The 20,385-nt window shown below is 62.5% G+C and carries 15 protein-coding genes and 1 pseudogene; 9 read left to right on the top strand and 7 right to left on the bottom strand.

Features of this window, described 5'->3' with window-relative positions; genetic code table 11:
- The first annotated feature begins 126 nt into the window (after positions 1 to 126).
- Positions 127 to 2,241: a sodium-translocating pyrophosphatase gene (locus A3840_RS02060; RefSeq protein ID WP_067451106.1), complete on the top strand. Its 2,115-nt coding sequence runs from the start codon at positions 127 to 129 to the stop codon at positions 2,239 to 2,241.
- A 201-nt stretch (positions 2,242 to 2,442) separates the two neighbouring features.
- Here the strand turns inward: A3840_RS02060 and A3840_RS02055 are convergent, their stop codons facing one another.
- From A3840_RS02055 to A3840_RS02040, 4 genes are all read right to left on the bottom strand, one after another.
- Positions 2,443 to 3,414: a heme-dependent oxidative N-demethylase family protein gene (locus A3840_RS02055; RefSeq protein ID WP_082903581.1), complete on the bottom strand. Its 972-nt coding sequence runs from the start codon at positions 3,412 to 3,414 to the stop codon at positions 2,443 to 2,445.
- A 330-nt stretch (positions 3,415 to 3,744) separates the two neighbouring features.
- Positions 3,745 to 5,124: a serine hydrolase gene (locus A3840_RS02050; RefSeq protein ID WP_067451103.1), complete on the bottom strand. Its 1,380-nt coding sequence runs from the start codon at positions 5,122 to 5,124 to the stop codon at positions 3,745 to 3,747.
- Positions 5,125 to 5,193: 69 nt separating this feature from the next.
- Positions 5,194 to 5,724: an inorganic diphosphatase gene (gene ppa, locus A3840_RS02045; protein WP_067451101.1), complete on the bottom strand. Its 531-nt coding sequence runs from the start codon at positions 5,722 to 5,724 to the stop codon at positions 5,194 to 5,196.
- Positions 5,725 to 5,832: 108 nt separating this feature from the next.
- Positions 5,833 to 6,282: a universal stress protein gene (locus A3840_RS02040; protein ID WP_067451098.1), complete on the bottom strand. Its 450-nt coding sequence runs from the start codon at positions 6,280 to 6,282 to the stop codon at positions 5,833 to 5,835.
- Between the two features lie 94 nt (positions 6,283 to 6,376).
- On the opposite strand from A3840_RS02040, the gene A3840_RS02035 reads away from it, so the two are divergent.
- Entirely contained in the window at positions 6,377 to 6,949 is a 573-nt protein-coding gene (locus A3840_RS02035) for a hypothetical protein (protein WP_131798222.1), read from the top strand.
- On the opposite strand, the gene A3840_RS02030 is transcribed toward A3840_RS02035, so the two are convergent.
- Positions 6,943 to 7,398 carry a tellurite resistance TerB family protein gene (locus A3840_RS02030; protein ID WP_067451093.1) on the bottom strand — a complete coding sequence of 152 codons (456 nt, stop codon included), beginning with the start codon at positions 7,396 to 7,398 and terminating at the stop codon, positions 6,943 to 6,945. The genes A3840_RS02035 and A3840_RS02030 overlap by 7 nt on opposite strands.
- 219 nt (positions 7,399 to 7,617) lie before the next feature.
- On the opposite strand from A3840_RS02030, the gene A3840_RS02025 reads away from it, so the two are divergent.
- From A3840_RS02025 to A3840_RS02015, 3 genes are read left to right on the top strand one after another with little or no spacing between them, the layout of a single operon-like run.
- Entirely contained in the window at positions 7,618 to 8,424 is an 807-nt protein-coding gene (locus tag A3840_RS02025; protein WP_067451091.1) for an ImuA family protein, read from the top strand.
- Positions 8,312 to 9,982 (top strand): Y-family DNA polymerase, encoded by a 1,671-nt coding sequence (locus A3840_RS19555; RefSeq protein WP_067451089.1) that lies wholly within the window; start codon positions 8,312 to 8,314, stop codon positions 9,980 to 9,982. Before A3840_RS02025 ends, A3840_RS19555 begins: the two co-directional genes overlap by 113 nt.
- Positions 9,979 to 13,437, top strand: a complete 3,459-nt coding sequence (locus A3840_RS02015; protein WP_082903578.1) for an error-prone DNA polymerase — start codon at positions 9,979 to 9,981, stop codon at positions 13,435 to 13,437. The genes A3840_RS19555 and A3840_RS02015 overlap by 4 nt, the downstream gene beginning before the upstream one ends.
- On the opposite strand, the gene A3840_RS02010 is transcribed toward A3840_RS02015, so the two are convergent.
- Complete coding sequence (locus A3840_RS02010) at positions 13,411 to 13,728, bottom strand: 4a-hydroxytetrahydrobiopterin dehydratase (RefSeq protein ID WP_067451084.1); 318 nt, start codon at positions 13,726 to 13,728, stop codon at positions 13,411 to 13,413. The genes A3840_RS02015 and A3840_RS02010 overlap by 27 nt on opposite strands.
- A gap of 185 nt (positions 13,729 to 13,913) precedes the next feature.
- On the opposite strand from A3840_RS02010, the gene A3840_RS02005 reads away from it, so the two are divergent.
- The 4 genes from A3840_RS02005 (at position 13,914) to A3840_RS19385 (ending at position 18,923) form a co-directional block, all read left to right on the top strand.
- Positions 13,914 to 16,223: a putative bifunctional diguanylate cyclase/phosphodiesterase gene (locus A3840_RS02005; RefSeq protein ID WP_131798221.1), complete on the top strand. Its 2,310-nt coding sequence runs from the start codon at positions 13,914 to 13,916 to the stop codon at positions 16,221 to 16,223.
- A 125-nt stretch (positions 16,224 to 16,348) separates the two neighbouring features.
- Positions 16,349 to 17,104 carry an N-acyl amino acid synthase FeeM domain-containing protein gene (locus A3840_RS02000; protein ID WP_131798220.1) on the top strand — a complete coding sequence of 252 codons (756 nt, stop codon included), beginning with the start codon at positions 16,349 to 16,351 and terminating at the stop codon, positions 17,102 to 17,104.
- Positions 17,105 to 17,211: 107 nt separating this feature from the next.
- The gene (locus A3840_RS19550) at positions 17,212 to 18,189 is read left to right on the top strand and encodes a tyrosine-type recombinase/integrase (RefSeq protein WP_067451075.1); all 978 of its coding nucleotides are present in this window, start codon (positions 17,212 to 17,214) and stop codon (positions 18,187 to 18,189) included.
- On the top strand, positions 18,186 to 18,923 hold the full coding sequence (locus tag A3840_RS19385) for a hypothetical protein (protein WP_131798219.1): 738 nt from the start codon (positions 18,186 to 18,188) through the stop codon (positions 18,921 to 18,923). The genes A3840_RS19550 and A3840_RS19385 overlap by 4 nt, the downstream gene beginning before the upstream one ends.
- Positions 18,924 to 19,028: 105 nt before the next feature.
- Here A3840_RS19385 and A3840_RS01985 read toward each other — a convergent pair.
- Positions 19,029 to 20,385: pseudogene (locus A3840_RS01985) on the bottom strand (hypothetical protein); the annotation flags it as partial.

Raw genomic sequence — 20,385 nt, 5'->3', positions numbered from 1 at the left:
AAGTCCGCAATCCGGCTAATCTCCCCTGCGGGAGGAGCCCGACGGAGGGCTGGTGCGCACCGGGCAAAAGATCCGGGCGCGGCGGTGCGGGGTCCTCGGAGGAGAAAACTTCAAGGGACTTATCCTATGGATCTGGCACTTTGGCTGATCGTCGCCTGTGGCGGTCTGTCTATCGTTTATGGCGTGGTGACCACCCAGGGCCTGCTCAGGGCCGATGCGGGGTCGGCGCGCATGCAGGAAATTTCCGCGGCGGTGCGCGAGGGCGCCTCGGCCTATCTCAAACGCCAATATACCACCATCGCCATCGTGGGCGTGGTCATCCTGGTCGCCGCCTGGCTGCTGCTGGGCATCTATGCCGCCATCGGCTTCCTGATCGGGGCGGTGCTCTCGGGCGCGGCCGGGTTCATCGGCATGAACGTTTCGGTGCGCGCCAATGTGCGCGTGGCCCAGGCGGCCGTGGGCTCACTCAGCAAGGGGCTGGACCTGGCGTTCAAGTCCGGCGCGGTCACCGGCATGCTGGTGGCGGGGCTGGGCCTGCTCGGCGTCACGCTCTATTTCATGATCCTCACCGGCATGGGCTTCGCGCCCACCAGCCGCATTGTCATCGATGCCCTGGTGGCGCTCAGCTTCGGCGCTTCGCTGATTTCCATCTTCGCGCGCCTGGGCGGCGGCATCTTCACCAAGGGCGCCGATGTGGGCGGCGACATGGTGGGCAAGGTCGAGGCCGGCATTCCCGAGGACGATCCGCGCAATCCGGCCACCATTGCCGACAATGTGGGCGACAATGTCGGCGATTGCGCCGGCATGGCGGCGGACCTGTTCGAGACCTATGTGGTCACCATCGTCGCCACCATGGTGCTGGCCGCCATCATCCTGCCCGAGCAGTTCAAGCTCATCGGCATGGTCCTGCCGCTGGCCATTGGCGGCGCCTGCGTGGTGACCTCGATCATCGGCACCTATTTCGTCAAGCTGGGCGCCGACAACAATATCATGGGCGCGCTCTACAAGGGCGTCATCGCCTCGGGCGTGCTGTCGCTGGTCGCGCTGTTGCCGGTGCTGTGGCTGATGTTCGGCGACATGAACGTGGCCATCGAGACCGCCGACAAGAGCTTCACTCCCTGGCACCTGTTCTGGTGCGGCGTCACCGGCCTGGTGATTACCGGGCTGATCATCGTCATCACCGAATATTATACCGGCACCAATCGCCGCCCGGTCAATTCCATCGCCGAGGCCTCGGTCACCGGCCATGGCACCAATGTCATCCAGGGTCTGGCCGTCTCGCTCGAATCCACGGCCCTGCCGGCCCTGACCATCATTGCCGGCATCATCGTCACCTATAGCCTGGCGGGCCTCTTCGGCATCGCGGTGGCGGTCGCCACCATGCTGGCCATTGCCGGGATGATCGTGGCGCTCGACGCCTTCGGCCCGGTCACCGACAATGCCGGCGGCATTGCCGAAATGGCCGGTCTCGACAAGGAAGTGCGCCACAATACCGACGCGCTCGATGCCGTCGGCAATACCACCAAGGCCGTCACCAAGGGCTATGCCATCGGCTCGGCGGGCCTCGGCGCGCTGGTGCTGTTCGCGGCCTATACCGAGGACCTGAAACATTATTTCACCGATCTGACGGTCAATTTCGATCTCGCCAATCCCTATGTCGTGGTCGGCCTGCTCTTCGGCGGGCTGCTGCCCTTCCTCTTCGGCGGCATGTCGATGACGGCGGTGGGGCGCGCCGCCCAATCGGTGGTGGTGGAGGTGCGCCGCCAGTTCAAGGCCGATCCGGGCATCATGGAAGGCACGTCCAAGCCCGATTACGCCCGGGCGGTCGACATGCTGACCAAGGCGGCGATCAAGGAAATGATCGTCCCCAGCCTGCTGCCGGTCCTCTCCCCGATCGTGGTCTATTTCGCCATTCTGTGGATTGCGGGCCAGGCTAATGCCTTCTCGGCCCTGGGCGCCATGCTGATGGGCGTCATCGTCACCGGCCTCTTCGTCGCCATTTCCATGACGGCCGGCGGCGGCGCCTGGGACAATGCCAAGAAGAGCTTCGAAGACGGCTTTACCGACAGCCATGGCGTCACTCACCACAAGGGCGGGGATGCGCACAAGGCCTCGGTCACCGGCGATACCGTCGGCGATCCCTACAAGGACACGGCGGGCCCCGCCGTCAATCCGATGATCAAGATCACCAATATCGTGGCCCTGCTGCTCCTGGCGGTGCTGGCCAATTGGGCGATGTAGCCGGCCCTTGTCCGGACCGGATCGAAGACGGCCCGGGGCGCATGCTCCGGGCCTTTTGCTTACCGGACATCAGTGGATAACTGAACTCCCCCCACCCCCGGATCGTCACCCTCGGGCCTGACCCGAGGGCGTTTGCGATGCATCCAAAACAAAGAACCCTCGGGTCAAGCCCGAGGGTGACGATTGCGATTGGGTTGGATGCTAAACCTGCCCCGCGCTAGCCTTGCCCATCTCGTCCAGCCGCGCCAGCAGGCGGGTCTTTTCCCGGGTCAGGCCCTTATAGGCGAGCTGTTCGGGGGTCAGGGCCGCCACCTGCTCGCGCAAGGCCGCGGCGATGCGTCCGGCCTGGGGATGGCCTGCCAATGCGTTGAGGTCATGCAGCCCGATGCGGATGGTGAAGGCCATGGCCCCGGTCTGCGGCAATTTTCGCAAGGTCTGCCGTTCCACCCGCAGCACCACCGGGTCGGCGCGCTGCCCGGCGCCAAAGCGCGGCACCTCCGGGCCGAGATTGTCGGGATGGAAGAGCCGCGCATCGCCATAGAGCGAAAAATTCCAGCGCAGCATCGGGGTTTCAGGCCGCGCGGCGTCGAACATGCGGGCCATGATCTGCGCCGCCCGCGTGCCGGGGCCGAAGCCGGGCACCGGATCATGAATGGCGTCGAGCCTCCGGCCCAGCTTTTCCGCCAGCGTCCAGGAGGAGGGAAAGGCCAGGGCCCCGGCGGTCAGCCGCCAGGCCTCGGCGTCGCGCTCGAGCAGCAGGAGATCGTCCTGGATCAGCCGCGCGGCGACACGGAGCGGGCTGTCCGCGCCATCGAGGTCGATGGTCTCGCCGCTCGGCGCGATATGGATGACCCGCCCCTCGCGCCGCCAGAGCTTTGGAAAGCGCCCGGGCAGGTATTGGGCCAGCAGCGCCAGGATTTCGGCCTGGGCGGGGCGGCTCTCCGGCCGTTCGGCGAAGATCGCCTCGGGATGGAGGTGTCGCAGCCGCGCCTTTTCGGCGAGCTGGCCTGCCATGGCCGCGTCCGGCTCCAGCCAGTCCGCCGGATCGATGGGCCGGGTGCCGATCTGGAACAGGCGGGCGGCAAGGTCATAGGGCAGGGGCGTCATGCCGGCATATGAGCGCCCCGCCACGCTCTTGGCAATGGCGCCGGGGGAATGTGCGTCATCCCCCAACCGACCCGCCCCCGCGCGCCGATGTCACCCCGGCGCAGGCCGGGGTCCATCTTCCGCGGCGGAACACCTCAAGGTGGATCCCGGCCTGCGCCGGGAGTGTTCCCTTTGAACGTTTCCTGCATTGATTTGACGGCTCCATCGCCTCCCTCCCCCTTGAGGGGAGGGAATGAGGGTGGGGGTCCATCAGCGGATCACCGCACGACCCCCACCCCAGCCCTGCCCGCAAGGGGGAGGGTGTTGGGCCGGCGTGTGACGCGCAATAGTGCCCCAAACGCGATGCGGCACCTCCCCCTTGACGGGTTCCGACCCGTCCCGCAGGGCAAATCTCTCCTATTCCACCAGTTTCAGCCCCGGCAGGTCCTGGCCGTTCTGGTGCAGCATCAGCGATTTCACGTCGCCCGCATGCACATCGAAGGTGATCTGCGCATCGACGATGCGATAGAAGAATTCGGTCTCGCTTTCGGGGAAGATTTCGAAGCGTTCCTGGCCGGTCAATTGCGCGAAGAGCCGGCCGTTTTCGGCGGTGATGGTGATGACGGCGCCCGGGCCCAGCACATATTCGCCGACATAATCGTCGAGCAGGGCCGGGTCGATCTCCACCTGGGTGCGGATTTGCGGCTGTTCGCGCAGCGGCAGGGCCGGGTCGAGCAGGTGCATGCCGATATCCTCGATGCCGGCCTGGGTCACCATATTGGACAAGACGACCACGCCATTGCCGCTCTGCCGCTCGAAGCCGGCAAAGCTGCGGAAGCCGGCGGTGATGCCGTTGTGCCAGACGATCTCGCCCTGACCCGTATCGGTGAGGAACCAGCCCAGGCCGATGGAATCGCCGCCATCGGCCGGCCGGGTGCGCGCCAGCATGGCGTCGAAGGCCGGCTTCAATTCGCTGTCCGCCGCGCCGCTGGCGGCGGCGATGAATTTGGCCAGGTCCGAACTGGTGCTCAGCAATCCGCCCACCGGGGCGAAGGCGTCGAAATCCCAATAGGGCACGATTTCGCGGGCCGCGTCATGGCCCTGGGCCATGTCGGGCCGCTCCATTCCGGTCAGGGCCAGGCTGGTTTCGTCCATGTCCAGGGGATCGAGGATGTTTCGCTGCAGCAGGTCGACATAGGGTTCGCCGCTGACCTGTTCGATGGCCTGGGCCAGCAGCGCCGTGCCGGCATTGGCATATTCGAAGCTCTCGCCGATGGGCCGGGGCAGGTCGTAATCGGCGAGCCAGGCCATCAGCCCTTCGGCGCCATAGCCGGAATAGGGATTGTCGAGGCCGCGCGCCATCAGGTCCTCGGGCAGGCCCGACAGGCCCGCGCTATGGGTGGCGAGATCGAAGGCGGTGATGGCGCGGCCGCCCTCCCGGGGCAGGATCGTGCCTTCGGGCAGATAGGTGGCGATGGGCGCATCGAGGTCGATCCGTCCCGCTTCCACCAATTGCGCCAGCAGCAGATTGGTGAAGACCTTGGTGATCGAGCCGGCTTCGAAGATTGTGTGCTCGTCCACCGGCACGTCCGAATCGACGCCGATCGTGCCATGGGAGACGAAACGGGTTTGCCCGTTCTCGATCACCGCCACGGCGATGCCGACATTGGCCTGGTCGCGGCCGATCCGGTCGCCGAGGATTTTCGCGATATCGGCATCGGAGGGCATGGCCGCCTCCTGGGCGATCGCGGGCAGGGCAAGCAGGCCTGTGGCGGCGAGGACGGCGAGACGATGCATAGAAAAAGGCCTCCGGCGGGACGAATATGGTCTTCGTACAACGCCGGAAGCCGCGATAGGATCGAAAAATCAGGCCTTTTGCGCCAGGGCGATGGAATCGAGGATCACCTTGCGCGCATCGGCCAGGTTGCCGATCCGGTCGATCTTGGCCCATTTGCCCGGCTCGAGATCCTTGTAATGGGTGAAGAAGTGCTTGACCCGTTCGAGCTGGATTTCCGGCAGGTCGCCGATATCGGTGATCCCGTCATACATGCGGGTCAGCTTGGAGACCGGCACGGCGATGATCTTTTCGTCCTGGCCGCCATCGTCTTCCATGAACAGCACGCCGACCGGGCGCGAGCGCACCACGGCGCCGGGCACCAGGGGGCGCGAATTCATCACGATGACGTCGAGCGGGTCGCCGTCGCCGCACAGGGTATGGGGCACGAAGCCGTAATTGCCCGGATAGCGCATGGGCGTATAGAGGAAGCGGTCGACGAACAGCGCGCCGCTCTCCTTGTCGATTTCGTACTTGATCGGCTCGCCACCGAGCGGGACCTCGATGATGACGTTGAGGTCGTCGGGCGGATTCTTGCCGGTGGGGATCGCGTCGATATTCATGTCTAGCCTTGGCTTGCCGTGCGGGAGGGGACGGAATGGGGGCAGGTTCTGCCCACAAAGCCCGCCAAAGGCAAGTCTCAAATCCGCCGCACCACCCGGCGGTCCGGCCTATTTGACGATCAGCACCGGAATGGGCGAGCGCGCCAGCACTTCGGCCGCCTGGCTGCCCAGGAGCAGCCGTCCCAGCCCGCGCCGTCCATGGGAGCCCATGACTATGGTATCGATGCCCTGCTCCTTGGCGGCGGCCAGAATGGCATCGGCCGGACGCTGGCGCGGCACATGCACTGTCTGGGCGGCGAGCCCGGCGGCTTCGGCGCGGGCGCTGGCCTCGGCAAGCAGCGTCCTGGCCTCGGCGGCGTAATTCTCTTCCAGCCGGGCGACGATATGGCCGGCATCGATGGTGCCGAAGCCGCCCGAGCCGATGCCGGTGCTGACCGGGTCGGTGGCGGTCAGGATCAGCAGCCCGGCCTCATGGGTGCGGGCCAGCGCGATTCCGGCATCCAGCGCCTTGCCGCCCAGCTCGGAACCGTCGATGGCGATCAGCAGATTCTTGAACATTGGATCCTCCGTGTTCGACTGCATTTCCCTTGGCACGGCCATGATGGTGGCACATTGATCTCGATCATGTCGATGCGATAGCGAGGAGACCATTTTGGCGATGCTCAGGGTTAACAGTCTGCTCACCAATTCGGTCCTGGCGTTAGCATTGGCGACGGGCCCCGCTTTGGCCCAGCCGGGGGCGATGAGCGTCTATACCGAGCTCGATCTGGACCAGTGCCTGGTGCTCGATGCCGACGATTTCGGCGCCAGCTGGACCTGTCCGGGCTATCGCGGCTATCCGCTCATGGTGCAGGAGGGGGACCTGCGTTTCTCCCTGCGCTACGGCTTCAATGTCGACAAGAATAATGCGGGATTTCAAACACTTCCGCCGTTCAACGAGCTTGGAAACACGTTGGAATGGCGGCTGTCCAATGCCCAGGGCCGCTGGCTGCCCATCGCCACGATCGTGCGCTATCACACCGCCGATCCGGAAACGGGAATCAACAAGGGCCAGGTCCTGGTGGTCACCCAGCTCCAGGAGGGTAATAGCTGCCACATCGCCTATATCGACGCGCTGGCCAATGAAGACGCCAATGAAAAAGCACGCCAAGCCGCTGATAAAGCTGGAGATTTCAACTGCATGACCGACGAGGTCGAGATCATCGGCGCCTTTTCGGCCTATTGATCCTCGACCGCTTCGGCGGCCCGGCCGCGCATCTGGTTGCGCAGGATTGTGCGGTCGCGGCTGGAGACGCCGATCAGTTCGGCAATGCGCCAGACCATGTTGTCCTCGAGCTCGTGATTGGAGCGGTCGGCAAAGACCACGCGCCACATCATGCGGATGATCTCGATGCGGTCGTCCATGTCCAGCCGGGTCAAGCCGCTGGTAAACTTATAGAAATCCACCGCCTCGGCATCGCGCCTTGCCGCGTCTCGGACCAGCTTGTCCACCGCCGCCTCGTCCAGGTCGTAATGGTCCATCAGCGCGCCGCGAATGGCATTGCGCTCGCTGTCCTGCATCACCCCGTCCACGGCGGCCAGGTGCACGAGCAGGGCGGCGACGGCCAGTTTGGGATCGGAAAGATCGGCGGGCGCCTCGGCCTTGCCGAACAGGCGGGTCAGGGCTTCGAACATATCGGCCTTCCGTGGGAATAATCGCGTGATCAGGCCGGGGGCCAGCGGGGCAAGACTTAGTCATAAGCGGCGCGGGCTCAATGGCCTGGGGCCGCTTTCACGTGCTCTTGACCGGCGCTGATGCAGCCGGGCCACACCGACCGGGGACAAAAAGAGACTCGACTCCGGGAGAATTCGGAGTCTAAATGTTCCTGTTTTGTTCATGTAATTGGTCGCATCATGCAGGCCCCCGATCGCCGACAGCGCCTTGCCGCGCTGCGCAATGTCATTGCCGATATCGAGCGCAAGCCGGCTTTGCTGGAGACGGCGCGCCGGCCCGATATGGCGGGAGGCGAGGCCTTTCCGGAGCTGCCGGGCGGGCTGGTGCAGGAAATCTTCGCCGATGAAATCCGCGATGGCGGCGCCAGCCTGGGCTTTGCCCTGGCGCAGGCGAAGAGCCTGGTGACCGCGCGCCGGCCGACGATTTTCTACCTGCAATTGGGCGAGGATGCGCAGAAACTGGGCCTGCCCTATGGACCTGGTCTCTCCTGGTTCGGGCTCGATCCGGCCCGGCTGGTGCTCGTGCGTGCCGCCGATATGGGGGAATTGCTGTGGGCCGCCGAGGAGGTGGCCGGCTGCCGCGCCGTCGCCGCCATGATCGCCGATGTGCGGGGCGATCCCAAATTGCTCGATTTCACCGCCAGCCGGCGGCTCAGCCTGCGCAGCAGCGGCAGCAAGGTGTCGCTGTTCCTGCTGCGCTACGGGCAGCGGCGCGCCAGCAGCGCCGGGCATCTGCGCTGGCATTTGCGGCCCTTTTCCAGTGGCCGCCCGCTTTACGACGAGCGCGCGCCCGGGCCTGCGCGCTGGCGGCTGCGGCTGGAAAAGGGCCGTATTGCCGGCAATCGCACCGATTGGTTGTTGGAATGGACCAGAAATGGCTTTGCTCTCATATCCCAGCCCGCAATATCGCATCCGGCACGTCCAGCCGCGCCGCTTCCTGGCGCTGTACCTGCCGTTCTGGGCCACCGATTATCTCAAGCGAGCTGATCCGGCGCTGCAGCCGGTCCCGCTGGCCCTCTATGAACGCATCAAGGGCAGGCTGCGGCTGGCCGTGATCGATCCCGATCTCAGCCGCGAGGGGCTGCGCATCGGGCAGAACCTGGCCGATGCCCGGGCGATAAAGCCGGACATGGTGGTGCGTGAAATCGACCGGCCGCTGCTCGAAAGCGCCTTCGAAGGTTTTGCCGACTGGCATTCCAATGCCAGCCCGCTGGTCTCGGTGCTCACCGACATGTCCCGGTTCGGCGATCTGGTGCTCGACATTACCGGGGTGAGCCATCTGTTCGGTGGCGAGGCCGCCATGCTGCGCCAACTGCTCGGGCGGCTGCGGGCCCTAGGCTATGTGGTGTCCGGCGCCATCGCGTCCACGATCGGGGCGGCCTGGGCCGTCAGTCATTTCGCCCGCAGCCAGGTCTTGACGGAGGAGGGCTTCGAGAACGTGCTCGACGCCCTGCCGGTCGCCGCCCTCCGGGTGTCGGAAAGCCAAGTTTCCGGGCTCACGCAAATGGGACTGACCCGGATCGGCCAGGTGCGGCAGCGCCCGCGCAAGCCCTTGCAGGCGCGGTTCGGCGCGCAATTCCTGCTGCGGCTGGATCAGGCCTATGGCGAGATCGAAGAGCGGATGTCCCCGCGGCTGCCGCCGGCCGATCATCATGCCGACAGACGCCTCGCCGAGCCGGTCAGCCTCATGGAAGACGTGTTGCTGATCCTTCATGACCTGGCGGTGCAATTGAGCTGCCGGCTCGCGGAGGCGGGCATGGGCGCGCAGAGCTTCCATCTTTTTCTCTACCGGGTGGATCACAAGGTGATGACGCTGTCGCTCAATGCGGCCCGCCTGACCCGCGATCCAGACCATATCACTGCGCTGTTCCGCCATCGGGCCCAGCGGCTGGCGGGCGAATATGATGCCGGTTTCGGCATCGACATGGTGCGCTTGGCGGCCTCCAGCCTCGAAAGCCTCGATGCGGTCCAGAAAGGGGCCTTTTCGGACGAAAACGGCCTCGAGGATATCGATCGGCTCAATGACCGCCTGGCGAGCCGGCTGGGCCCGGGCGCCGTGCTGAAAACCGAATTGATCGCCTCCCGCCTGCCCGAACGGGCGGCCCGGCTGGTGCCGGCCGTGGCCGTCCGTGCCGAGCCGCTCGCGGCGCCGGTGCTGCAGCGTCCCTTGCGTCTCTTGCCCGAGCCCGAGCGGGTGGCGATCATGGCCGAGGTGCCCGATGGCCTGCCGGCCTCGATGGTCTGGCGACGGGAAAATTACCGCCTGATCAGGGGCGAGGGGCCCGAGCGGCTGGGCGCGGAATGGTGGCGCAGCGGCGCCCAGCTCAAACTGGTCGAACCTCCCACACCCAAGGAGCCGGAACCGGGGGAAGAGCCGGAGCCGCCACCCTATATTCCTCGCCTGCCGTCTTTCGATCCCGATGCGGGAACGCGGGATTATTACGTGGTCGAAGACCAGGACGGCCGCCGTTTCTGGGTGTTCCGCCAGGGTTTTTACAGCGGCGCGGTGCCGCCGGCCTGGTATCTGCATGGATTGTTCGCATGAACGCACCCCTTCCTCCCCAGGACAAGGCGCCCAAGCCGATCGTGCTCGCGCCTCCGTTCTACGCCGAATTGATCAGCACCACGAATTTCTCCTTCCTGCGGGGCGGCTCGCATCCGGAAGAACTGGTGGCCCAGGCCATGGAAATGGGCATGACCGCCCTAGGCGTGTGCGATCGCAATTCCTTTGCCGGGGTGGTTCGCGGCTATGTCACGGCGCGCGACAATAAGAGGCGCAGTCCCGATTTCCGCTATCTGGTCGGCGTGCGGCTGGCCTTTGCCGACGGCACGCCCGACATCATCGCCTATCCCACCGACAGGGCGGCCTATGGACGGCTGTGCAAGCTGCTGACCGTGGGCAATAAAAGGGGCGAGAAGGGCAATCCGCAATTGCTGTTTTCCGATCTCTTCGGTTCGGGCGATCCGGCAGATGCGGTGGAACAGGGCCCGCCGGAGGATTATTCGCAGGGCCAGCTCTTCATCCTCGTGCCCGAGGAGCAGGATTGGGCTCTGACCGAAAAAAACCTCGATCATCTGAGCCGCCAGGCTCCGGGGCGGGTCTGGGTGGCGGGCGTACCACATTTCGATGGCCATGACCGGGTCCGCCTCAACCGCGTCTCCGCCCTGGCCAAGCGGCATGGCGCGGCCATGATCGCCAGCAATGACGCACGCTATCACCAGCCCGAGCGCAGCATGGTGCTCGATGTGGTCACCTGCATCCGCGAGCATGTCACCCTGGAAGAGGCCGGTTTCCGGCTGAGCGCCAATGCCGAACGGCATCTGAAACTGCCCGAGGAAATGGCCCGGCTCTTTGCCGAACATCCCGACGCCATCGCCCAGACCCAGGCCTTCACCGCCCGGATCGGCTTTTCGCTCAGCCAGCTCGAATACAATTACCCCGAGGAGACCACCGGCGAAGGGGAAACGGCGCAACAGACATTGGAGCGACTGACCTGGGAAGGGGCGGCAAAGCGCTTTCCCGAAGGGCTTTCCAAGGATATCGAGCAGACGATCCGCACCGAACTCAAGCTCATTTCCGACAAGCTTTATGCCGCCTATTTCCTGACCGTCTACGACATCGTCAAATTCGCGCGCGAGGAAAAAGGCATTCTGTGTCAGGGGCGCGGTTCGGCGGCCAATTCCACGGTCTGCTTCTGCCTGGGCATTACCTCCGTCGATCCGCGCAAGGCCAATCTGGTCTTCGGCCGTTTCATCTCCACGGAGCGCGACGAACCGCCCGATATCGACGTCGATTTCGAGCACGAACGGCGTGAGGAGGTGATGCAATATGTCTATCAGAAATATGGCGGGCGCCGGACCGGGCTCACCGCCAATGTCATTTCCTACCGCTCCCGCAGCGCCATCCGGGAGACGGCCAAAGTATTCGGGGTGTCGGACGACACCATAGCCGCCTTCAATCAATTGCATTGGGGCTGGGGCAGCAAGCTCGACCTGCGCGATCTCAGGAGCCTGGGGCTCAATCCCGACGATCCGGTCATGGCGCAGATGTTCGAGGTCGTGAAGGTGCTACGGGGCTTTCCGCGTCATCTGTCCCAGCATGTGGGCGGCTTCGTCATCACAAGGGATTCGCTCGAAAGCCTGGTGCCGATCAGCAAATCGGCGATGGACAGCCGCACCATCATCGAATGGAACAAGGACGACATCGACGCTTTGAAGATTCTCAAGGTCGACGTGCTGGCCCTGGGCATGCTGACCTGCCTGCGGCGCGCCTTCGAGCTCATGGAAACCCATTATGGGCGCAGGGTCGAGCTGACCGAATTGCAGAACGAGGAATATCATCATCCCGAGCGGGCCCGGCCGGTCTATGAAATGACCCATCGCGCCGATACGGTCGGGGTATTCCAGATCGAAAGCCGGGCACAGATGACCATGCTGCCGCGGCTGCGGCCGAAGGAATTCTACGATCTGGTCATCGAGGTCGCCATCGTGCGGCCCGGCCCGATCCAGGGCGGCATGGTGCATCCCTATCTCAAACGGCGGGATGGCATCGAGCCATGGACGGCCGATCCGGACGATCCGGTGGACATGGTGCTCGAAAAAACCCTCGGCATTCCTCTGTTTCAGGAACAGGCCATGCAAATGGCCATCAAGGGTGCCGGCTTCACCGAAGGGGAGGCCGATCAATTGCGCCGGGCCATGGCCTCCTGGCGTCGCACCGGCAAAATCGATGTGTTCAAGCAGCGCTTCATCACCGGAATGGTCGACAATCCCGGTCGGTCCTATGACCGCGCCTTTGCCGAGCGCTGCTTTTCACAGATCGAGGGCTTCGCCGAATATGGCTTCCCCGAAAGCCATGCGGCCAGTTTCGCCCTGCTGGTCTATGCTTCGTGCTGGCTCAAATGCCATTATCCGGATGTGTTTCTCTGCGCGCTGCTCAATTCCCAGCCCATGGGATTCTATGCGCCCAGCCAGCTCGTCCGCGATGCCGTCGAGCATGGGGTGGAGGTCCGGCCGCCGGACGTCAATGAATCGGGCCTGGAATCGGCACTCGAAAGAAACGCGCGCGATCCTCGCGACCATATCTGGTCCAGGCACAGGGACATGGCCGAAGAAATCCGGACCGAGCATGCCGTGCGTCTGGGCCTGCGCCGCGTGGAGGGGCTGGCGGAAAAAGATATCATCCGCATCGTCGAGCATCGTGGCGATGGCTATGGTTCGGTGCGCGAACTCTGGTTGCGCAGCGGCGTGCCCATTGCCAGCCTCGAAAAGCTGGCGCGGGCCGATGCCTTTGCCTCGATGGGGCTCAATCGTCGCGAGGCGCTCTGGGCGGTCAAGGGGTTGATCGGCACTCATGGCGCCGAGACGCTGCCGCTTTTTGCCGCCGCCGCTTCGCCGTCCGATGGCGCAGCGGAGGAACCGGCGGACCTGCCGCTGATGGCGCCGGGCGAGGAGGTCATCCACGATTATTCGACCCTTGCTCTCTCGCTCAAGGGCCATCCGGTGCAATTCCTGCGGCCCATGCTGATGGCGCGCGGCACGACACGGGCGGAAAACCTGGTTTCGGTGCCGTCCGATATCGTGGTGGAGGTCGCGGGCCTGGTGTTGGTGCGGCAGCGCCCGGGCACGGCGAGCGGGGTGATCTTCGCCACGCTCGAGGACGAAACCGGCATCGCCAATGTCGTGGTCTGGCCCAAACTGTTCAAGGACGACCGGCTGCGCAAGATCCTGTTGTCGAGCCGCATGCTGGCGGTGCGCGGCAAGGTGCAATCGAGCCATGGGGTCATCCATATCGTCGCCGAGGACATGACGGACCTGACGCCGTACCTGTTGGATCTCTCACACGGCAAGGATATCGGCGAGCGCATGCTGGCTCGGGCCGATGAAGGCAAATCGGGATCGGATCGGCCGGAAAGCCGCAATCGCGAGGCGTTGCGGGAAATCGAGCTCGCCAGACGCCGGGCCTATGCGGCCTTACCCGGCGGGCGCAATTTTCACTGAGGCAGAATGGAGCGCGTCGATGCGCTCGGCCAGCTCGATATCCTTTCGGCTCAATCCGCCAGCGTCATGGGTGGATAGGGTGATGCGCACCTTGTTGTAGACATTGAACCATTCGGGATGGTGCCCGGCCTTTTCGGCGGCCAGCGCCACCCGCGTCATGAAGGCGAAGGCCGCCGAGAAATCCTCGAAGCGAAATTCCCGCGTGATTGCGTCCGCCGCGGTGTCGTAGGACCAGGAGGTCAGTTTGGCCAAGGCCGCGTCGCGGCTCGTGGCAGAGAGTTTTTCAGCCATGTCCTGCTCCTCAAAAGGCCTTCTTCGTCACCGGCACAAACGCGGGGAAGCGCGAAAGGCTGCTATGTTCGGACCGTATTAACCTGTCGTTCAGCCTGCAGGCCGATTAGGCGCTGGGCCGGGAGGGCGAGCAAGACCTTGTTAAGGGCTTAAGGGCCCAATGGCATAGTAACAGGGAAATTTCCGTGCTGACCCCAGCCCGAAAAACCATGCCGGCTCTGGATTATGTGTCCATCATCCGCTCGGTCTATAGCGACCGGCGGCAAATGCTGCTGGGCGCTTTTTCCAGCGCCGCCGTCGCCGCTCTCTCGGCGTTCAAGGCACAGGCGCCGATCCTGCTGGTAGTGGCTCTTGCCATTCTGGCGGTCGCCTTTGTGCGTTTCCACAATATGGGGGCCTTCTGGCGCGCCGGTATCGGCGACGACGATGCCGAATCGGCCGAGCGCTGGGAAAACAAGGCCATTGTCGGTGGCGTCCTGGTGGCTTTCACCCACGGATTGTGGTGCCTGGTGGCTTTTCTGGTCGTGCGTGATCCCTTCGCGGAACTTGCCAGCTTTACACTCACCATTGCCTCCACCGTGGGATTGGTCGCCCGCAATTTCGGCCTCGACCGATTGCTGACCATCCAGATCATCTCCCTGTCGGTGCCGCTCTGGATCACCATGATTTTCCGGGGCGACTTCTACAATCAATTGCTGGCGGCGATGCTGATCCTGCTGCTGATCAGCTATCGCAAGCACGCGGCGGCCATTCGCTCGCTGCTATTGTCCGCCGTGCATGGGCGCGTCGAGGTCTCGCGGCTGGCCGCCGAATTCGACATCGCCATCACCACGCTCGAGCATGGGTTGTGCATGCTGGACGAAAAGGGCGTGATTACCCTGGCCAATGACCGGGCCGTGCGGATGTTCACCGCCCTCGATATCGGCAAACTGGCCGGCCGACCCTTCGCGCCGATTCTGGAAGGCCTGGGTACGGACGGCAGAATGCCCAGGAATGCAGTGGACCGGTTGCAGGAGATCATCGCGGAGCACAGCTCGGGCAAGGTGCAGCTTTCGATCGACGGGGACCGCATCTTCGAGGTGACGGTCAGTTCCGGCCAGCAGCGCACCGTGCTCCTGTTCGAGGACATTACCGAACGTGTCCTGGCCGATGAGCGCATCAGCTTCATCGCGCGGCACGACGCGCTGACCGGGCTGCCCAATCGCAGCTATTTCGGCATCTTGGCTCTCGAACAATTGCAGGAACGGGCTGCTGCCGGCGATTCCAGCACCCTGATGATCGTAGATATCGACGAGTTCAAGCACGTCAATGACAGCTTCGGCCACGTGGTGGGCGATGAATTGCTGCGCCAGGCCGCCGACCGGCTGCGCGCGGCGCTGCCGGCCAATGCCATGCTGGCCCGCATGGGCGGAGACGAGTTCATCGTCTTGTCCGCCGCCGGCGACGAAACCGATGGTCGGGCCGAGGCCGGACGGGTGCTGGAGGCTTTCGAGCCCCCCTTCATGCTCAACGGGATCGCTTTGCCGGTTCGCGTCAGTGTCGGCGTCGTCCTCAGCCCGGGCAGCCAGAGTGACCTGGAAGAATTGATGACCAAGGCCGACCTGGCGCTTTATGCCGCCAAGGCCGAGGGCAAGGGTCGCAGCCAGATTTTCCATACCCAGATGGATATCGACTATCATTATCGTCAGCGGCTCAAGGCCGATCTGCGTGAGGCGGTGGCGGAGGGGGAGCTGGGCCTGGTGTTCCAGCCGCTCCTCGATATCGCGACGCGCAAGGTGGTGTCCTGCGAGGCCTTGGTGCGCTGGACCCATCCCGAATTCGGGCCGATTCCCCCGGCAACCTTCATTCCCCTGGCTGAGGAAATGGGGATCATTTCCAGCATAACGGCCTGGGTGATCGAAAATGCCACGCATGAATGCCGAAGCTGGTCGAGCCCGGTGGGTGTCGGAGTTAATGTCTCGGCCCGCGATTTTCGCGGTGTCGACCTGCCGGCGCTGATCGACAGGGCGCTGACCCAATCGGGGCTGGCTCCGGGCCGGCTTGAAATTGAAGTCACCGAGACGGCGCTCATCGAAGAACGCGACCTGGCCGGCAGCGTCTTGCAGACCCTCGCCGACAAGGGGATCGCCATCGCGCTTGACGATTTCGGCACCGGCTATTCCTCGCTGAGCTATCTCAGCGCCCTGCCGTTTACAAAGCTCAAGATCGATCGCTCCTTCGTCGTTGATATCGCCGAGGATCCGCGCGCCCTGCGGCTGCTGGCCAATGTGGCGCGCCTGGGCCGGGACCTCGACCTGATGGTCGTCGCCGAGGGCGTGGAAACCGAAGAGCAGCTCAATGTGATGCTGAGCGAGACGAGCGTCCAGCAGGTCCAGGGCTACTTCTTCAGCCGTCCCCTGCCGGCCAAGGATGTTGCCGAACTTATCGAGCGGTTCAACGGCAAGCCCATGGTGTCAACGCGGCCGGAAAACGTTCGCGTGGTTAACTCCCATTAACCTCCTGATCCGGTTTCGAAATTCCGCTTCCAGCCGTTCCCGTCACCGCGGACCTGTCATTTTTCCCAATGCGGTTATCCCTAACAGGCGGTTAATATGCGCTCCGAACAACGGGGGCGATGTTCATGAATGCGGGCAAACCTGCTGGCAATAGTACCAGTTCGCAATTTGCGAATACGCTGATCGATCTTCTCGACCAGGTGCGTTATCGGCGAGTCAGCGTGGACGAGCAATTCGATCCGGTCTATCGGCTGCGCTACGAAGCCTATCGGCGGGAGGATTTCATCCCCGTCAATTCCCAGCAGGTGACACGCGACCAGTTCGACGAATTGCCGAACTGCTATTGTTTCGGCGTCTATATCGGCGGCCGGCTGGCCAGTTCCCTGCGCTTTCACGTGGTGACGCCCGAGCAGCCATATTCGCCCTGCATGTCCGTCTGGCCCGACGTGCTGCAGCCGCTCTTGGACAATGGCAAGTCATTTATCGACCCCGGCCGCTTCACCACCGATTTCGAATTGTCGCTGGCCTATCCGGCTTTGCCCTATCTCACGCTCCGGATCGCAGCCATGGCCTGCGAACATTTTCCGGTTCGCTATTGCATGTCCGCCGTCCGGCCGGAACACACCGCCTTCTACAGGCGAGTCTTCAACGCTCGGCCGCTGGGCGATGAACGCACCTATGCCGATCTGGCCTTCCCCATGCAGCTTTTCACGGCCGACGTACCTGTGATCCGCGACAGGGTGATGGACCGCTATCCGTTCTTCTTGTCGCTGCCTGAGGAACGCGCCGCCCTGTTCGGTTCGTCCCCGACCGATCTCGTCGCCATCGCGCCCTCGGCACGCCAGGCACAGCGGCTCGAACTAATGGAAAAGGTGGGCTGAAGAAAACTGGTGCCGCTTGTCAGACTCGAACTGACGACCCCATCATTACGAATGAGCGTGTAATATCAAGTACTTAATGTACTTGGAAACGCTCAGGAGTACTCCCCGTGGCCAGCATTAGGCAGCTTCCATCCGGCAAATTCAACGCACAGATCAGAATCAAGGGAGCCCCCAGTCGCTCCCGGTCCTTCGGCACGTTGGGCGAGGCTCAGGCTTGGGTCGGCGCACAAACGCCATCTCATAGCCCTGCCTCCCAAAACACGTTGACCATGCATGCGCTCGCTTTGCGGTATTGCTCCACACAGCTCAAAGGCAAGCCGTCCAGGCACATGATGCTAGAGAAGATGGAGCGGGTCGCAAAGTCGTTTCCCCAAGCCCTCATCAGTATCACGCGGTCAGACGTCAATTCATTCCGCCTCAATCGTTTAACGCAGGTTTCGGGGCCAACGGTGAGAGAGGAAATCCAACTGATCAACAAGCTGTTTCGCTGGGCAGAGCGAGAAATGATCTTTGGAGAACGAGACGTTCCGTCACCAGCAAAGAACATCCCTCTGCCGGCCGCGTGCAAGCCCCGATCTAGAGTTATTGAAAGGAACGAGATCGAGCTCTTGATTTCCGCACTCCCGTCTTCGATGAGAGCGTTGGTTGAGCTCGCGTATGAGACGGCAATGCGCCGATCAGAAATCATCAAACTGACTCCACGTGTTTTGCATCTGGATGAACGAGTGCTATCAGTCGTGGACGGGAAAACAGGTGATCGATTTGTTCCGCTCACAACGCGCGCGGTGACGCTGCTCAGGGCGGCTCAGGAGCGCTGCAAATCGCCCGATGATAGGTTGTTCCCGGTAGCCGCCCATAGCGTCTCCACGGCTGTTAGAAGGGCAAGGAGGGCCGTGGGCTTGGATGAGGACGTGCGCCTGCACCAACTGCGGCATACACGCATCACCATGGTGGCCCGAAAGGGATTCAATCAAGCCCAGATTATGATGGTAAGCGGACACAAAGACAGCCGAAGCGTCCAGCGGTACACGCATCTGAACGTTCGGGATGTGATCGGTCTCATGGACCTAAAGGAAGGCGAATGAAGATTGTTAGGTTGACTATTGCTGCGGTTCTGGTTGGCTTGGGGGTGTTTATCTTTGCCTCGGCTTGGCAAAACCGGTTCGATCAAAATTGGGCGGGACAATCGTGCGATTTTTCCACTTGCTTTAGGCCAGAGTGGGTGGGGCTAGGTGCCTCGGTCATTGTCTTAGCAGCGGTTTTCCTTGTCGCCGTACTAAGAAGCGCTCCGTCGCCAACAACCCTCGGCCAGGCAAATGGCGCCAAATTGGCACGATCAATAAAAGCCATACGGGTGCCTCGACATTGGCTGCAGCTCGGCGGGATAGCCTTCATGGTCGCCCTGGTATCAGTGGCCGCGATCCAGCATGTTTGGGTGAACGGGGTCATTGCTCGGCCCAACGGCTGCGACACAGACGACCCTATATTAATTGAGCTCCGTAACTACACTTGGCAAACACTTGACCGGGCAGCAGTCTCTGTCCAAATTTTCAATGCTGCGGGCGAACCGGTCGATGGCGGACAGGTCTTTTACCTTGATGGAAGTCTGCCACCTTTGGGCACGATGATAAAGTGTTTCCGGAGTGCTTATACTATAGAGCGTATTGGCACATCCTCGCCGGTTACTACCTCCGAAGCAGGCATGGTTGGCGGTGAGCAGCTTCGGATCATGATCAGTGAGGGATTCGACCAAGTGGATAGGGCATACGAGTTCGGTCGGTCTCATACCATCAGCGTTACGCTGACGGGGCTAGAATAAGCTATCGACCCCTAGTATGAGAGGAAATTCTTGTCACTCCCAACACCTGTCCGGTCATGTGGCGACGCAGGCACAAACCGCAGTCGACATCGACCGGCAAGTTCGTTAGTCAATCCCGCCTAATCCTCTTACTTCTCTCCATTCGTATTCCCTTCGGATATACATGGAGTGACTGACCATGTGATCTTTCATGGCGTCGTGAAGGTCCTTTCCAAAAACTAGACCCGGATCATCATTGGTGGGGTTGGCGTACAAACTTGTATCAGCATCAACCAATGCATCTATGCCCACTACTTCCCGAAAGGCCTCCTTCATGGCCCTATCGAGCATCGGTTCAGCTCCTCGACGTACGATAAATGAGTCGTGTATCGGCAACGCAGTGACGTTTTCGTCGAGCATCTTGATCATGACTCTCTCCGCTATCTGAGAATCTTGAAACTGCAGCGTCGCCCATGCGCCACTGAAGAATGCGTCGCTAATCGGAGCATGGAATGCCAGCAGGGCCGATAGCATCTGATCGTAATCTCTTTCCAAAACCTCGCTGAAGAGCTTGCGAGTGAACTTGCGCTTCGCATGGGGAGAGGTTGCTTCCCATTCGGGCAACGCCGGTAGTTTCAGTCCGGGAAATTTAAGTTGGGCCTGCTTGAACTGAGATAGTGCTGGAGCAAACCTGTGCCATTGCGCTGGGTCCCGAGATGAGGGTGCGCTGTTGAGCAACTGGTTGAAGGCCTTCTTCATGAAGGGCCGAAACAGTGTTCCCCAGCCCTTGAAAACATAGGCATCGTCGGGAGGCGTCTCGCCTGCCAGTGCGTAAAGAATGCGTGGCTGGATAGACGAAAAGTCCAGCTCCACAGTCATCAGCCCATCCACCTCGATGAACTTTCGAAGCTCGCTTGGAACGCCTTGCCACCATCCCCCATAAAACCGTCCGCCTCGTTCGAACGAGTTTTGGGCAAACAATCGCCTCAGTGACCGATCTGAGAAATCGAGTGGCAGGTCTTCGTCGTCATCATCCTCCGTTGCCTCGTCGGGGTCGCCATGCAAGCGCCTCTGCAACGCCAATGTCTGATCGTCCGAAATGGCTATGTTGAGAAGCGAGGTCTGAAGGTTAGCGTTGATCCGCCGAAGATTTTGGTTGGCTTGCGCAAGATCGAACGGCCCTGGGTCAGGGTAGGGCACGACCTTTTTCTGATCGTCTCGAACAAAGATATGCTGGGCATCCAGGTCTATGGACACCGAAGCCCAGAGGCCTCGAACACCGGCTAGCTTTTCAGCGAGCAGCGGTGTAGCTCGCATGCGGGAGGAGTACCTATTGTTTCCTGCCTTTGCTGTTTGGTGATCAATGAATCCGGATGCGTGGAGGTGGTCCACCACTCCAACGTAGAAGGTGTGACTCACGGTCGAACGGTTGGCAGCTTGATCCTGACCTGAGCCCCTGGATCTCCTCCAGATTTTGGTAGAG

Source organism: Devosia elaeis, from assembly GCF_001650025.1.
In the GTDB taxonomy this organism is placed as follows: domain Bacteria; phylum Pseudomonadota; class Alphaproteobacteria; order Rhizobiales; family Devosiaceae; genus Devosia; species Devosia elaeis.
The sequence above is the reverse complement of the archived record's forward strand: the minus strand, read 5'-3'. Positions and strand labels throughout refer to the sequence as shown.

Bases quoted from the DNA above. Each gene is read 5' to 3' on its own strand.
- A3840_RS02010 (WP_067451084.1), bottom strand. From the start codon at position 13,728: ATGGCTGAAAAACTCTCTGCCACGAGCCGCGACGCGGCCTTGGCCAAA.
- A3840_RS19555 (WP_067451089.1), top strand. From the start codon at position 8,312: ATGGCTTTGCTCTCATATCCCAGCCCGCAATATCGCATCCGGCACGTC.
- ppa (WP_067451101.1), bottom strand. From the start codon at position 5,724: ATGAATATCGACGCGATCCCCACCGGCAAGAATCCGCCCGACGACCTC.
- A3840_RS02050 (WP_067451103.1), bottom strand. From the start codon at position 5,124: ATGCATCGTCTCGCCGTCCTCGCCGCCACAGGCCTGCTTGCCCTGCCC.
- A3840_RS02015 (WP_082903578.1), top strand. From the start codon at position 9,979: ATGAACGCACCCCTTCCTCCCCAGGACAAGGCGCCCAAGCCGATCGTG.
- A3840_RS02040 (WP_067451098.1), bottom strand. From the start codon at position 6,282: ATGTTCAAGAATCTGCTGATCGCCATCGACGGTTCCGAGCTGGGCGGC.
- A3840_RS02060 (WP_067451106.1), top strand. From the start codon at position 127: ATGGATCTGGCACTTTGGCTGATCGTCGCCTGTGGCGGTCTGTCTATC.
- A3840_RS02030 (WP_067451093.1), bottom strand. From the start codon at position 7,398: ATGTTCGAAGCCCTGACCCGCCTGTTCGGCAAGGCCGAGGCGCCCGCC.
- A3840_RS19385 (WP_131798219.1), top strand. From the start codon at position 18,186: ATGAAGATTGTTAGGTTGACTATTGCTGCGGTTCTGGTTGGCTTGGGG.
- A3840_RS02025 (WP_067451091.1), top strand. From the start codon at position 7,618: ATGCAGGCCCCCGATCGCCGACAGCGCCTTGCCGCGCTGCGCAATGTC.
- A3840_RS02000 (WP_131798220.1), top strand. From the start codon at position 16,349: ATGAATGCGGGCAAACCTGCTGGCAATAGTACCAGTTCGCAATTTGCG.